Annotated in this window: 9 protein-coding genes; 3 read left to right on the top strand and 6 right to left on the bottom strand. The window is 61.2% G+C overall.

Going from position 1 to position 14,887, the window contains the following annotated elements; translation table 11 throughout:
- Window positions 1-31: 31 nt before the first annotated feature.
- Both J3U87_RS00820 and J3U87_RS00815 read right to left on the bottom strand, forming a co-directional pair.
- Window positions 32-292 carry a hypothetical protein gene (locus J3U87_RS00820; RefSeq protein WP_237381124.1) on the bottom strand — a complete coding sequence of 87 codons (261 nt, stop codon included), beginning with the start codon at window positions 290-292 and terminating at the stop codon, window positions 32-34.
- Between the two features lie 111 nt (window positions 293-403).
- On the bottom strand, window positions 404-2,425 hold the full coding sequence (locus tag J3U87_RS00815; RefSeq protein ID WP_237381123.1) for an AMP-binding protein: 2,022 nt from the start codon (window positions 2,423-2,425) through the stop codon (window positions 404-406).
- A gap of 1,675 nt (window positions 2,426-4,100) precedes the next feature.
- Between J3U87_RS00815 and J3U87_RS00810 the strand changes: the two genes are divergently transcribed.
- Window positions 4,101-4,838: an SIMPL domain-containing protein gene (locus tag J3U87_RS00810; RefSeq protein WP_237381122.1), complete on the top strand. Its 738-nt coding sequence runs from the start codon at window positions 4,101-4,103 to the stop codon at window positions 4,836-4,838.
- Between the two features lie 365 nt (window positions 4,839-5,203).
- On the opposite strand, the gene J3U87_RS00805 is transcribed toward J3U87_RS00810, so the two are convergent.
- A complete protein-coding gene (locus tag J3U87_RS00805; protein ID WP_237381121.1) occupies window positions 5,204-5,620 on the bottom strand; it encodes a nuclear transport factor 2 family protein in 417 nt (138 codons plus the stop codon).
- Window positions 5,621-6,021: 401 nt separating this feature from the next.
- Here J3U87_RS00805 and glpX point away from each other — a divergent pair, with 401 nt between their 5' ends.
- On the top strand, window positions 6,022-7,014 hold the full coding sequence (glpX, locus tag J3U87_RS00800; RefSeq protein WP_237381120.1) for a class II fructose-bisphosphatase: 993 nt from the start codon (window positions 6,022-6,024) through the stop codon (window positions 7,012-7,014).
- A gap of 40 nt (window positions 7,015-7,054) precedes the next feature.
- Here glpX and J3U87_RS00795 read toward each other — a convergent pair whose 3' ends face one another.
- Window positions 7,055-9,235 carry a PQQ-binding-like beta-propeller repeat protein gene (locus J3U87_RS00795; RefSeq protein WP_237381119.1) on the bottom strand — a complete coding sequence of 727 codons (2,181 nt, stop codon included), beginning with the start codon at window positions 9,233-9,235 and terminating at the stop codon, window positions 7,055-7,057.
- Between the two features lie 411 nt (window positions 9,236-9,646).
- On the opposite strand from J3U87_RS00795, the gene J3U87_RS00790 reads away from it, so the two are divergent.
- Complete coding sequence (locus tag J3U87_RS00790; protein WP_237381118.1) at window positions 9,647-10,627, top strand: ribose-phosphate diphosphokinase; 981 nt, start codon at window positions 9,647-9,649, stop codon at window positions 10,625-10,627.
- A gap of 1,529 nt (window positions 10,628-12,156) precedes the next feature.
- On the opposite strand, the gene J3U87_RS00785 is transcribed toward J3U87_RS00790, so the two are convergent.
- Complete coding sequence (locus J3U87_RS00785; protein WP_237381117.1) at window positions 12,157-12,888, bottom strand: class I SAM-dependent methyltransferase; 732 nt, start codon at window positions 12,886-12,888, stop codon at window positions 12,157-12,159.
- A gap of 86 nt (window positions 12,889-12,974) precedes the next feature.
- Entirely contained in the window at window positions 12,975-14,174 is a 1,200-nt protein-coding gene (locus J3U87_RS00780) for a BtaA family protein (protein WP_237381116.1), read from the bottom strand.
- Window positions 14,175-14,887 lie beyond the last annotated feature (713 nt).

Here is a 14,887-nt window from a genome sequence, read left to right as displayed (position 1 = left end):
CGGGCGGGGTTGGCGACATGGGCCGGCCGTCTCAAACCTTGTGGAAGAGCGCTTCCAGAACCGCGCTCTTCTTGCCGAGCTGAACCGCGAAAATGTGCCCGGCATTGTGGGTGACATTGCCGGGGTGCACCACGGCCACGACCCGATAGAGGAAGATTCGCTCGGCGATCTCGAGTTCGATGAATTCGTTGATGCGGGGTAGGGTGGCGAATTTTCGGGTTCCGACACCTTCCCACATGGCGGTACCCGGGCTCTTTACCAGCACGACGGCGGTAATCGAGGATTGTGACACGTTGGATTCCTTCCGTTTCTTAGGCTTTGGCATGGGAACTCGTTCAGAAGACGCTCGATCGCGACGGGAATCCGCATCCGTCCCGCGCCGTCGTCGCCCACCCGGAAATATTCAGGACGTGGTGGTCGAAGGATCTGCGTCGACGGCGGTGCCGTCGGCACTCAACCGGTAGCCTTGCACGCGCACTTGTGCATCTGCCGGTCCCAAATATACCAGATTCCCATCTTCCTGACGGTAGCCGAGGTCACCCGTTCGGTACATGCGCCTGCCCGTGTGGAAGGGATCCTGGGGAAATGCCTCGGCCGTGGCTTCTTCGTTTTCGAAATAACCCTGCGCAATGGCCGGGCCACCGATAAAAATTTCGCCGATGAGGCCGGGCGGCAAGAGCTGTAGGTTCTGGCTCAGCACGTAGACCGTGAAGTCGCCCAGCGGCTTGCCGACGGGCAAATGATCGCGATCCACGTCGTCGCCTTCGGCGTGGTAGAAGCACACGCACCCGCCGGTTTCGGTATACCCGTAGGCGTTGTAGAAACGCTGGTCGCCGGCGAACCGAGCCGTCACCTCTGGAATGTCGGGTTCGCCGGTGGCCACCACGGCCCTCAAATCGGACAGGGTTTCGGCATGCAGCAATTTGAGGGTGGACGGCTTGAAGGCCGCCAGGGTCACGCCGGTCGCTTTCAGGAAACTCTTGAAACGCTGTTCGCTGGGAAGGATGCCCGATTCGAAAAGCACCAAGGTCGCCCCGCTCAGCAGGGTGATCATGGTTTCGATGACGGCGAAATCCAAATGGGGCGGCGTCATCTGCAATACGCGGTCCTCCCCGCTCAACCCGAAACCGGCGGCCTGGACCGCGAGCGTGCGGGCGAACTGGGCGTGGTCGAGCACCACCCCGCGCTGGTTGCCGTCATCGTATTCCCGGTACAGCACGAAGGCCGTATCGGTGGGCGATCCGTGATGAATCATGCCGGGCGTATCGTCGCGCCAGGCCATGGTGTCCAATACCAGAACGGGGATATCCAGATTTGCGAACGGCTCGGCCGCATCCCGGTCGGTCACCATCAGCAGCTTGGGTTTCAAGTGGCCGAGGAGCCTTTCGGTGGCCGGTCCCTCCTGCTGGGCGGCGATCGGGGTATAGGAGGCGCCGGTTTTCAGGACGCCGAGCATGGCCGCCACGGAAAGCAGGCCGCGGTCGGCCAGGACCGCGACGCGATCACCCCGAATGACGCCGTATTTTTCTCGAATGACATTGCCGATGAAGTTGGCTCGGGCGTTCAACCGCCCAAAGCTGTGGATCTCGTCCCGACTCACCAACGCCGGATGATCCGGTCGCTGTGCCGCGATGCGCTCGAACAGGGCGGGCAGACTGGCGTGAGACGGGATCTGCGAAATCGGCCCGTAGAAATGGAGCAGGCGGCGCTGCTCGTTGTCTCCCAAGAGGCTCAGCTCGCTGCAGCGCTTGCGCGGCTCGCTGAATTGACGGAGCACCTGCTGCCAGTGACGACTGAAGCTTTCGAGGAACATGGCGTCGAATTGACCGGCATCGGCGTCCAGGTTCCAACAGAACCGATCCTCCTCGTGATCTAGAAAAATGAGCAGCGGGTAGTCCCGCGTTTTGGGAGAGTGGTGAATCGCGGGATAGGTAAACAGGATCGGCGAGTGACAGGCGAAAGTGTGGTTTTGCTCCTTGGCGACATCCTGCAGGCGCACATCCTGGAACCGATAACTGTCGGCGACCGTGCGCCGCACTTGGGCCAGAAAGGCCTCGAGCCGCTGATCCGGATCGATCTGCTCGATCAGGCTGACGTGCCCGCCGGCCGGCCCGTGACGAAAGCCGGGCGTATCGACGATGACGCAGGTTTGACGGGCATAGATGCTCAACACCTGATTCAGGGCGGCCAATTGAACCTGGAACTGGGCCAGGGGATCGTTGCCGAACCGCTCGGAAATTTGGTTGGAGAGATCGGGGCGCAGGGAGAATCGGAACCGAATGCGGGGGACTGCCGGATCGGCCGGTTGTTGACGAACGCATTGAAATTGAAACGGTTCTTCCACCCTCGCCAACCGCTGGCGCCAAAAGTCGTAGTGGCGCCCCAGGCGATCGCTGGAATACAGGACGTGGGTCACGATACTCATAAATTGAGAACCTGCTGTCGAGAAGCTGAGAGCATGAAACGATGAAAAAGACGCTGGATAAGGTAAAACCATTCTACTGAAATCAACCCAGAATGGAACCCGAAATGAAGGGGGCCTCATGCGGCCTGGCGCCGAAGCATCCGGGGAACTTCCGCCGGCCGACGGGACAAGGGCGTACTTTAAACCGGCAATGTTGCGTAATTTATTACCAGAAAAGAGGATTATGCGAGAAAACGCTTCTTTCCAAGTGAGAGGATTGTGGCACTCAGAAAGGATGAAAGAAAGCAAAAAGCGAACAACTTCTAGCCACTTACCTCGGCCCTCCGAACCCTTGCCTTCGTCATCTTTTCCCTGACAACGTCTGTTTTCAAAGGATTTCATCCTCCGATAACAGATGAAATTGCCGTGAGAATCCAAATGCCGAAAAGTGCAACTTTGTGAATTTGGTCACCCGTTCCAACAGGGCTTTGGCGCCCTCATTCGGATCGTGGATGGGATCCTCGCCGTCTCGGCCGATGCCATGCCCGGCCTCGAACCGGGGTGAGGTCGGTCCGAACGAAGGCGATCGAAAGCCCTGCCTCCACTCGCTCGGGACCGGCGGCTCCGGAAAGCACGCTCCCCCGTCTCAGGTCACCACCCCAGGTCGAGGGTCGCCCCCGACCGCCGATTTGGCTACCCAAACATCTTCGAACAAAGGCATTACCCGACCCCCATCTTCAAGGCCCCACCCCGGAAACCGCGCGGGAAACAAAGAATGCTCCGATTTGGGACGAGCATTTGTTAGGAAAAACTAACCCCCCTCTCGGGATAAATGAGAATTGCTAACCAACTGAAGGCGTCGGAAAAATCCAAACGCCCCCGAACTGTAAAACGCCATCCACAAAACACGGTGATAAAGACGAAATATCACCGTGACCCAAAATTGGCCCAGCGATTGCCTATATAGCGACCGTTCCTTGAAGTTTCGACATGATTTTTTCCTTGCAGCACCGAAGAGCTTCGATCTCGCCAAGAGACCTCTTCGGTCTGCGTTTTTCCACGGAATGGCTATATGAACTCTGGCACCTCCCATCCACGGTCCCCGCAATCGAAGCGCACCCCGGCCACGACATGCGCCGATCGACCGAAACGCGCGAAAAGCACGCGCACCGCGCCATTCCGGCAATCGATTACGTCTCTCCGTTCGCTCTCATCACCGCCGCAGGGTGGGTCCCACTCCCGTCCCCACTGTCGGCCTGACCTGTTCACCCCGTGTGTCCACGCACCTGAATCCGTCCGCAAAACCGTGCCTTCCCCAGAAGGCCCAACCTACATGACTCTTTCTGACCGATTTTGCGGGGATACATCGTCCCCGCCCTTTTTTATCTCCCGGGTCGGAAGACCTTCCGGCCATCCGGCCGCCGAAGGCTCCCGCACCGCGGTCTCCCCCCCAAGATTCTTTCAGTTTGGTGTGGACCCTGATCGCCCAAACAACATCGTCGACCGACCCACCGATCCCGTGCAGGTGTTTCGATGGGGCGCGATGGCGGGCATGTGCACCCCCTTGGTCAGACGCGTCGCGTCACCGCCGATCGCTCGTTCGGGATCTGATCAGGGTCCCCCTTTCCTTTCATGACTTGCGTTACACCTCTCCTATCCCCGCCCATATCTTTTCTCGCTTTTCAGGAGGCATCCCATGACCGCTCACGCATCGACCTCTCGACTGCTGACGAGGGCTCTCGTTTCCGTAGCTCTGTTCCTCGTATCCAGCCTTGGTTTCGCCCAGGTACGCGAAACCGGCCAAAGCCAGTTCGCGGCCGGCAACGATTCCCGCTCGCTTACCGTGACCGGCATCGGCTCGGTGACGACGGTTCCCGACAATGCGAGCTTCAGTGTCGGTGTCGTCACCACCAACCCCAGCGCCTCGGTTGCCGTGGCCGAGAACGCGGCCCGGGCCAACCAGTTGTTCCAGATCCTGGCCAACAACGGCATCGCCGATGAAGACATGCAAACCAGCTACTTCAATATTTATCCGGTCTTCGACAACGGCGGCCAGACCTTACGTCACTACCAGGTGACCAACACCGTCTCGGTCCGCGTTCGCAATATCGACGGCCTGGGCGCGTTGCTCGACCAACTGATCGGAGCCGGTGCCAATCGCCTCAACGGCATTCAGTTCCTCGTCTCCAACGCCGGTGAGCTGCACGACCAGGCGATGCGCGCCGCGGTTCAGGATGCCCGTCGCACGGCCGAACTGCTCGCGGCCGAAGCGGGTGTCACTGTCGGCTCGGTGCTCGGCATCTTCCCCAACAGTAACAGCAACAGCGGTTCCTACCGTTACGAGGATTCGGCCTCGTTCGACAGTTCCACGCCCATCGCGGAAGGTTCCGCCACCGTCAGGGCGTCGGTCACGATTGTTTTCGAGATTCAGTGAAGGAAGAGCGGCGCCCGTGTTCAAGGGATTGCGCCGGATGGCGGACCAGACCGGTTCGGGTCCGCCGGAGCCATACCAGCCAGGTGCAGTCCGGCCCCCCGGATGACACCTTCGGGGTCTGGCCTCGATCGAGCGCAAGCGTAGCCATGTTGGATCTCAAAGCAAGTGGTGGTTTCAACCAGCCAGCGATACCACCAGGTCCCATACCCGATGAGTCGATTCGGCAACGGACATGAACCCGGTGCCAGATCAGGGACGTCTCCGCCAACTGTATCGACTCGGTCGGGTCTACGCGTCCCAAGGACGCGGATGTTTCTCCTCCTTGGTTTCGGCGCCTTCGGGCGCCTTTTTTTTGTCCCGGGGAACTACTCGGGATCGGCGGCCAGGAACTGCACGTTGCGCCAGGCGGCGAACCACTCGTCGTCGCGATGCACGAACAGGAAGGCCTCGTGGCCGCGATCCACGTGGCGCACGTCTTCCCGCGACCAGGTGACCACAAAACGGTAGGTCACCATCACCGCCTCGCCAAACGCGCGAACGTCGCGGTCGAACACTTCGAAGTCGAGGACCCGAGCCGAGTTGCAGAAGTCGCGGTACCCCTGCAGGCAATGTTCACGTCCCTGGGCCAACACCTGGAATTGAGGACCGGTGACGACCATCTGCTCGTGCAGGATGGGCTTCATCTCATCGGGTCTGCCTTCCACCCAGGCACGGTTGAGTTGGTCGAGACGCCGCGCGACACGCCCGAGATCGTTTCGGTCGGATGGGTTGGGACCATTCATGATCGCTGCTCCACGATTGGGATGGATCGGTGAACCTCAAGCGAGATTCCCGAGGGGCTCGTTCCCTTCGCCGGGGAACCGAAACAGGCCAGGAACCGCGACCGAAAATGTATCGAAACAGGGATTCCAGCATACGCAGGGAGAAAAAGACCGCGGTCGAACCGAGAGCATTCGAGAAAAACAGAACGTTTCCAACGATCATTATCAGGTGGACCCGAAACAAAGTGCAACCCTTTCCCGCAATCGGCCCGTGGCCCCGTGACCCGCTATCGTTTCTGCGCTATACTCAAGCCGATTTTTCGAGACCGAAAAAGAGGTGGCGAGCCCGAATAGTGTGGGTTCGTCCGGGCACCGATGATTCGGAATTCGAACCACGGGTATGCTTAAAGGAAGGTAATGTTATGGCCGAAATACCGGATCGAAATTTAGGATTGGAACTACTCCGTGTGACCGAAGCGGCCGCATTGGCGGCCTCTCGCTGGGTGGGTCGCGGCCAGAAAGAGGCCGGTGACGGCGCCGCGGTCGACGCGATGCGATTGTTGTTGAGTTCCGTGGAGATGAACGGAACGATCGTGATCGGAGAAGGTGAAAAGGACGAAGCGCCGATGCTCTACAACGGCGAGTCGGTGGGCAACGGCAAAGGCCACGCCTGCGACGTGGCGGTGGATCCCGTCGAAGGTACCAACCTGCTGGCCAAGGGTTTGCCGAACAGTATCGCCGTCATCGCGGTCGCACCGCGAGGCGCCATGTGGGATCCCGGCCCGGCGTTCTACATGGACAAGCTGGTCGTGGGCCCCGAAGCGGCGGGCAAGGTCGACCTGGATGCCTCCGTCGAGGAGAACCTGAAAGCGATCGCGGATGCCAAGGGCATTCGCGTCACGGAGGTCACGGTCGTGTTGCTGGAACGCGAGCGCAACCTCGAAAAGATTCGCGCCATTCGCGACGTGGGCGCCCGCATTCGCCTGATCAGTGACGGCGACGTGGCCCCGGCCCTGATGTCGGCACTTCCCGACACGGGCATCGACGCGGTCATGGGTATCGGCGGCACGCCCGAGGGCGTCATCACCGCCTGTGCGGTACTGGGCCTCGGCGGCGAGATGCAGGGCCGACTGGCACCGCAGAGCGACATGGAGCGCAAACGCGTACTCGAGGCCGGCTACGATTTGGACCGAAAACTGACGCATTCCGAGCTGGTTTCGGGCGAAGACACCTTCTTCGCGGCCACGGGCATCACCCAGGGCTCCTTCCTGGGCGGCGTGCGCTACACCCGCACCGGCGCCACGACCACCTCCCTGGTCATTCGCTCCCATTCGGGCACCTGGCGCCGGGTCGACTCCCACCACCGTTGGGAGAAGCTCAGCAAGATCAGCGCGGTTCCCTACCACCCCATGTAACCCGACTCGGGCGGTCACCACCCCGTGGCGGCCGCCTGGTTCACCGAACCCGAACCAGGTCGAATTGGGCCTCGGCCGCCGAGTAGTGATATAAACCCGGCACGCCGTGATGCTCGCCCGGCTGCTTTTCGAGCCGTTCGATGGTCCACTCCGCCGGCTCGCGCGCGTCCGCCGGCCATACCTTGCCGCGCACGACGAGACCGTGCTCGCCTTGCTGCACCTCCAGCTTGAGGGTATACCAAATGTTGGGCTGCCACGGAAAGGCCTTCAGGTGACCGATCCGCTCGTGACCGAAGCCCCGTGAAAGCCGCACTCGGCCGTGTTGCCCCATCAAGCTGAACACGTACCCGCGCAGCGACACACCGATGTCGGGCAGGATCTGGTGGCGCGGCAGGCCCCGTACCTGCGCCTGGATCGACTGGTAGGTCTGCTCGTCACCGCCCAGATAGGCCATCCGGTGGCGAGCTCGTGCCTCGGTCGCGCCGGCGGTGAGCACCCGATTGGCGCCGGTCTGTTTGATCTGTAGCCATTCCGCGCCGACCCAACCCACCGGCGCCTGGTTGAGGTCGTCCTGCTCGAAATCCTGCAACAGCGGCACGGCGGGATCGGCCCACACGCGTGCGTGCCCTTTCAGGCCCTCGTACAGCGCGACCACATCGCCCACGCCGTTTTGGTTCCCCAACCGAAGCTCGCCCACGTGGGTGATCTTGCCCGCCATGCCCGACCACTGCCAGCGCGATTGGATTTCTCGTATGAAGCGGCCATCGGCATCGTAGGCCCTGGCGCGCAACTTCAACGCCTGGCCGGGTTTCAATCGCGCATAGGGTGGCAACACCTGGATTTGGGCCGGGCGGCTGTCCGGCGAGGTCTGCCCCGAGGCCGACGGCCGATAGCGCGTATCTCGACGCGGTTCCAAGGACCCCTCGTCCCCGAGCGCCTGGAGCGTGGTGGCCGTGACCAGAAACAGGTGACCATAGGCCGGAGCCGGCGCCGGAACCCGAGGTACGGGACGCGATTCACCCTCGTACAGCCGCAAAGCCGCTTCGGCGATCGGCGCCTGGCCGCTCCCATCCAGCAAATACAGGGCGCCGTCGTCGGTCACCACACACAGATCGTCGCCGACCGCAACCGCCGGGGCCGCGATGGGCCGCGCCAGGCGGAGCTGCCACAGCCGGGTTCCGGTATCGACGGTCACGGCATGGAGACCTCCCTGGGAGTCGACGACAAGGAGCCGTTCGTCGTGCAGTGTCGGAGCATGGGTGCTCCCCGCCAGATTCAGCCGCCAGCGCAAATGGGACCGGCTGACATCGCCACTGCCGCCGGCGTCGATCGCCAACACGCCCCCGCGACGGTTCGAACCGGCTTCGCGAGAGGCGTGGGTGAGGTAAATGGTTCGGTCTGCGGCGACCAGCAGGGGTTGCACGCCGCGCGCCGCGAAACGAAAGCGCCAGGCGGTGACCCCGGTTCGCAAAAACATCGCGTACACATAGCCGTCGGCTTCGGCGGTGACCAACAGGCGCCGGCCCTCCACCTCGCAAACCACCGGCGATCCGATCCAGGAAGGCTCCTCGACGGCTTGGCCCGGCCGCGCGATCCACCTGGGGTCACCGGTCGTCTTTTCCAGGGCCAGGTAACAGATGCGGCTGGAGCCCGGCTCGTTCCCCGGCGTCCGATACGTCACCACCAACAGGTCCTCGTCGACCAGCGGCGCGACCAACCGCCCGGAGTAGCCGGCACGCGCGCCCAATCGCTCGCTCAAATCCAAACGCCAAAGCACTTCACCGGCGGGGTCGAAACAATGGAGCAGGTAACCGCTACCCAGGGTGTAGATGTTCCCCGTCTCCGGATCGACCGCCGGGGAGGCGTTGGCCGCGCGAAGAAAGGGAACGCCGCTGTGGGTGAGCGGGTACCGATGGCGCCACACCTGTTCACCGGTGGCCGCATCGAACGCGGCCGCCACTTCGAAAGGATCTTCGGCACTGCCCTCGCGACCCATGACGAACACCCGTCCGGCGAACACGGCCGGAGTGGATCGACCGCTGAAGGGCCGCCGCCACAATGCGGTTCCCGGTTCCACCGTTCGCAGGGACGACAAGGAGCTGGTCAGGGAGGAGCCATCCCCGCGCGGTCCACGGGCCGCGGGCCAATCGTTGCCCAGCTCGTTGGCGAGGGAGACGGAAGCCCCGGGAACCGAAATCCAAAACCATATGAGACACGACACTCGGATCCGAAACCTCGAAAGCGTGAACAAACCTGCACGCACGATCACCATCCTGGTAGAACCCACCGCGTTTCGACTTGGCGCGGGGGAACGGCTTCGATACCGCCCGACGGGCGCCGCATCGATTCCATCTTCGAGGGTCGAACCTTCCTGAAGCGCGACGTCGTGGAATCGAAAAGCGGGAATCTGCACCTAACATAACAAAAAACCAGGGCCTCGGGTGCATGCCGTTGGCGTGTCGCCAAGGACGCGGCCATTTTCCGGACGATGCCCTCGACCCGTGGTTGGGCCCACCGCCGAGCCCAACCACGGGTTGGCCATGACCGGGTTTTCGATCGCGACTTCTGGCGAGCTCACCTGTGACTTTTCCGGCCATGTCCCTTAAAATCAAGCATCGAATCAGGAGGACCCATGGCACGATCCGCGACACCCGCTCTGGTGTACAGCACCCCGCAGTACCGCTATTTTTCCGAAAAATTGGCCCAGCGACCGAATTTCGCGTTGGGTGGCCTGGAACGGGTCCGGTTCCCCGACGGCGAGATCTACCAACGCTTGACCCATCCGGTGCGCGATCGCGACGCGGTCGTGGTCGGCGGCACGGTCAGCAGCGAAGAGACCATGGAACTCTACGACCTGGCCTCGGGCCTGGCCAACCACGGCGTCGATCACCTGACCTTGGTGGTTCCCTATTTCGGCTACGCGACCATGGAGCGCAAATCGCGTTCGGGCGAAATCGTCACGGCCAAGAACCGCGCCGTACTGCTGTCCTCGATTCCACGCGCGCGGATCTGCAACGAAATCGTCATGATCGACCTGCACACGGGCGGCATTCCCCACTATTTCGAGAACCACCTGCGGCCCTATCACCTGATTTCCTACAAGTTGATCGCGAAAATCGTCAACGGCTTGGACAAATCCTCCGACCTGATTCTCGCCAGTACCGACGCGGGCCGCGCCAAATGGGTGGCGTTCCTCGCCAACCAGTTGGGTCTGCCGGCGGCATTCGTCTACAAGCGTCGCATCAGCGGTACCGAAACCGAGATTCGCGGCATCAACGCCGACGTGGCCGGCAAGCACGTGGTCATCTACGACGACATGATCCGCACGGGCGGTTCGCTGGTCAAGGCGGGCCAGGCCTACCGGGACGGCGGTGCGGTGCGGATCACGGCGATTTCGACCCACGGCCTGTTCGCGGGTGAGGGCTTGGCGCGGGTGCGTGACAGCGGGCTGTTCGACCGCGTGATCGTCACGGACACCCACCCCAACGCGATCCACATGGCCGAATCGCAGAAAGACGGGTTCCTGCGGGTGGAATCGGTAATTCCCGAGGTCGCCTCGTTCCTCGAGAACCGCGAGAACTGGGGCGACGCCCCCGAAATCGACGTCTCCTAGGCCGCGCTCCGAAGCCGGACCGGGCCGCGCTGGCTCCACCAATCGAAGCCGATCAAGATCGAGCGTTCACCCCACCTGGCGAGAGGCGCAATGCCACGCCAACGAAGCCGCAAAGCCCGCAGTCCCCGCATCGTGAGAGGGGCGCACGGCCTGTAGGTTGGCCCGCTGGGCCGACGTGTCGCAGCAACCCAAGCAACAGCAATTAATTACACCAAAGAGCGAAGCCCGAAATCTCCCTCGAGCCCCGATTGGAAGTCGCCCAGTCCAAAGTCCCCGCACCACGAGAGGGGCGCCAGGCCTGTAGGTTGGCCCGCCGGGCCGACAAAACGAAGCGACCCAGGAAACGAAAGTGGGTTACGTTAAAGAGCGAAGCCGAGTATTACCCTGGCGGCGCGCCTACGAAGTCCCCCAGTCCAAAGTCCCCGCACCACGAGAGGGGCGTAAGACCTGTAGGTTGGCCCGCCGGGCCGACAAAACGAAGCGACGTAACCAACGGAAATCGGTTACGCCAAAGAGCGAAGCACAGAATCTCCTTCGCGACCCCAATCCGAAGCCGTAAAGTCAAAGCCCCCGCATCGCGAGAGGGCCGGTCAGGCCTGTAGGTAGAGCACGGCCGGTATGGCAGCTTGCTCATGCTATTGGAGTAATCTATTTAAACAAAACACTTTACATCAAGAGCGGAGCTTCTTTTTCGATGGCGACCTCTCTGAGTTATCGCCCGTTTCGTCATTTCCCGTCGCGGAGCCAGCACTTTTAAGTGCCCGACGCCTATGACAACCATGCAGGAACTGCCAGCCTTGATCACTTCGATTTGGGCGCCTTCAGCATGGCCATGAGCTCCGCTCTTTGGCGCCTGTCTTCTTCGACGCCGATCGCCTTCGATTGGTGGAGCAAGCTGCTCCACCTACAGGCCTTGCCACCCTCTCGAAAGACGGGAACTCCCGGATCACGCTCTACGATGGGTCGACCCGATTCGGGTCGGCGATTCGTTTCCCTAAGATCGGCTGCTCGTCGGAGTCATCGGGCACGAGGTTCCCGCAAGCCCACAAGCTTCGTAAAGCCTGTAGGTTGAGCAGCTTGCTCAACCTACCGAAGCTCCTTCGACGCGATGTACCGAACCGATCGAGAGGGCTTCTCTCTCGGCTTTGGCCTGCTCGGGAGAACGGATCGCTCCGCTCTTTCGCTCAATACCTGACCGAAACCCCGCCGACGCGAGGTACCGAACCGATCGAGAGGATCTCTATCTCGGCTTTGACCTGCTCGGGAGAACGGATCGCTCCGCTCTTTGGCTCAATACCTGACCGAAGCGGACGTCGCTTCGATTGGTGGAGCAAGCTGCTCCACCTACAAACGCGACGACTTACTTTGGATGCGGGAACTGCAGGGTTGGATTGCTTCGGTTGGTGGAGCACGGCCGGTATGGCAAGCTGCCTGCTCGGCCCGGCCATCAAGCACAAGCCTCTCTCCAAGAACGGGCACGTCGCATCGACAGGCTTCGATTCGCGGGGCTCGCGCCCCTCACCCCGCACCTACCCCGGCATCCTGCCCATGAACACGTAGTAGGGCACTCGCGCAAACGGCAGATAGGGTACCTTGGCCCGGTACTCGCGGAACATCAACGGCTCGAAGCGGTGTTGCAGGTACGGCACGTGGTCGGGACTGGGGAACACGTGATCGAAATCGAACCAGGTCCGCCAGAACGCGCGGGACCACCACGGATGAAACACCATGCCTTCGTCGGGCGACTTGCGCGAGACGTAGAAGTCGACCACCGCGATGGTGCCACCGGGCTTCAACAGCCGCAGCGCGTGATCCAGGGCGGCGAACCAATTGGGAATCATCGTCAGGGAATAGGAGAAGGTGATGACGTCGACCTGCTCCTCGGCCGGCACGAACCGGGTCGCATCGCCCAGGACCGCTTCCACGTTGGTCCAACCGTGTTCCTCGGTCCGCTGCCGCGCCACGTTCAGCAGCGAGGGCGACAGATCCACCACGTAGAACTTTTTTAGAAGATCGATGCCCGATCCCAGGTATTCCATGTTGGAGCCGGTGCCGCCGCCGAAATCGATCCAGACGCCGTCCTTGGGAATTTTTATTGCGTGAAAGATGTCGCGGCGACCTTTGAGCAACCGATCGCGGAAACTGTCGTAATCATCGGCCTGACGCGAATAGAAGCCCTCCATGCGCTCGGCGTGGTCCTTGCCCTTCACGGGCGCCAGGGTGAGCGAGTACAAAACCTTCAAATCGCTGACAAGTGACATAAGGCCTTCCTTTTGGCAATCATGGGTCGTGCGGGTGGGTCACGAAGGCTTGGGGCCGGCCCTCGCCAGCCCTCGGGCGGCAGATCTCAGACGGTTGCCAGATCCGCGATGTAGAAGCTGCCGTAGGTGCCCACGCGATCGCGGCGGTGAAGCTGCGCGGCCAGGTCGTGATCATAAGTGAGCAGATCGCCCACCCGCACGTCCTTGTCGCGGATGCGGACCTTGATCGGATCGACGAAATCCACCATCAGCCCGCCGCTCCGCCACAGAACCCGGCCATTGCGGGCCGAGCGGTCGACGATCGCCTGCCACTCGCGGGCCAGGACGTGGCGGGCCGCGGAACTCAGCCAGTCCATGTGGTCGAGCAGCACGTAGCGCGAGATCTCGCCCTCGAAGCCCTCCAAAAACTCGTGGATGGTGCAGGTGTGGGTGGAGATTCGATCGACCAGGCCGTCTTTCAGACGCTGGAAGTTCTCTTCGCGCAGGTACTCGGGGCAGCGTTGCGGGTGGTATTCACCGGTCACGTACAGCCACCAGAAGTAGTTGTCGCGGGTGGGAATCAGCGTGAAGACCGTCTCCACGCAGTCCTCGATAAATTTGGCGATGCCGCCCACGTAGGTGCGTTCGATCTGCTCGCGCTGCGGGCGGGGAATGCCCAGCAGGGAGAGCGCGCTGTCGGTCCGAATCATGCGACGTAGCGGCGCCGTCCAAAACGCGTCCTTGATGGTGTTGTGATAGATGTTTTCCTGTTCTTCCAGCGAGCCGGCGTCGAACAGGGCCACCAAGGTTTCGCGCAGTTTGCGCTGATTGATGTAGTAGTAGAGCAGCCGCGCGAACGCCCCCGAGGAGCCCCGAAAATAGAAGCTCGGGCGCAGCTTGCCGCCTTCGAAGTAGGGATATTTCTTATCCCAGTAGGCGCGTGCCTCGTGCGACAGGTGGGGTCGCAGCGCATCGCGGTAGATGTGGCCCACCTCGTCGTGCCGACCCTTGCCGAACAGCTCGAAGAAGGTTTCGAAATCCAGGGAACGGATCCCGGCCATTTTCAGTTCGAGCAGTGCGTTCTGGCGGGGGTTCATGTCGACCGCGTAGATGTGGTTGGGTTGATCCAAGGCGTAGTCCAGCGCGTTACAGCCGGCAGAGGTGATCATCAGAATATTGTCATCGGCGCCAAGTGAGAGGGCGGTCCGATCGAGCCTAGGGTCTTCCCAGCATGTGTTGTAGACCAGATTGTTCTGGTGGACGAAGTTGAAAATCTTTTTGCTAGTCCAGTCGCCGAGCTTTCTCATAATGGTCGTAGTAAACCACGCGACCCATCAGAAAACTGTGAAAAGACCTTGAGAAGATTGCGAGCGCCGTGTCACCGAGCGAGGCCGCGGAGGGCAGGTCGAAATGCGCGACGGCGGAGGGGATTTTTGGCGCCAGATGTTCCATCCCGATCAGTGTGACTTCGGATTTTTACCACAAAGGTCACAGAGAGCACGGAGAACCACCCCATGGATAGACATCCTGTTTTCAATCCCTCATCAAAATCACAATCACAATCAAACAGTATCCACCGAAATCAATCAGCTTACAGTAAACACAAACAATCAAATAAGTTATGCGTTCGCATCTCTCCGCGTTCCCTACGGCCTCAGCGGTTCAGAAAGAACTTGGTTCCCAATTCGGGAGGAAGGACCGGCACACCTGTATCTTCGCCAGTTACAGGTGCGCTCGCACCGGGCACAGTTTCCACGGATGTTTCTGCTCTCTCCAGCGCAACCGGGATCCTCCAGGGCCATCTAACCCCCTCACTTGAAACCACTTACCCTCCGATCGGCAGTGGCGACCAAAAACGGCATCGCATATGCTTTTGGCTCGTTTCCACCGGGCGGCGAGGTGCGAAGTTTCGCCAAATACCACTTTCGAACAATTTCCCAGAAGTTTCCCGTACCTTTTGCTTTTTGTCACATTCAGGACATCCAGCCCTCGCGCTTGGGATTCGCCGTGATATATCTTC

The sequence above is a fragment of the Sulfidibacter corallicola genome (assembly GCF_017498545.1).
Lineage (GTDB): Bacteria > Acidobacteriota > Holophagae > Acanthopleuribacterales > Acanthopleuribacteraceae > Sulfidibacter > Sulfidibacter corallicola.
The sequence above is the reverse complement of the archived record's forward strand: the minus strand, read 5'-3'. Positions and strand labels throughout refer to the sequence as shown.

Coding starts and splice junctions, on each gene's coding strand:
- J3U87_RS00815 (WP_237381123.1), bottom strand. CDS start 2,425: ATGAGTATCGTGACCCACGTCCTGTATTCCAGCGATCGCCTGGGGCGC.
- J3U87_RS00810 (WP_237381122.1), top strand. CDS start 4,101: ATGACCGCTCACGCATCGACCTCTCGACTGCTGACGAGGGCTCTCGTT.
- J3U87_RS00805 (WP_237381121.1), bottom strand. CDS start 5,620: ATGAATGGTCCCAACCCATCCGACCGAAACGATCTCGGGCGTGTCGCG.
- glpX (WP_237381120.1), top strand. CDS start 6,022: ATGGCCGAAATACCGGATCGAAATTTAGGATTGGAACTACTCCGTGTG.
- J3U87_RS00790 (WP_237381118.1), top strand. CDS start 9,647: ATGGCACGATCCGCGACACCCGCTCTGGTGTACAGCACCCCGCAGTAC.
- J3U87_RS00785 (WP_237381117.1), bottom strand. CDS start 12,888: ATGTCACTTGTCAGCGATTTGAAGGTTTTGTACTCGCTCACCCTGGCG.
- J3U87_RS00780 (WP_237381116.1), bottom strand. CDS start 14,174: ATGAGAAAGCTCGGCGACTGGACTAGCAAAAAGATTTTCAACTTCGTC.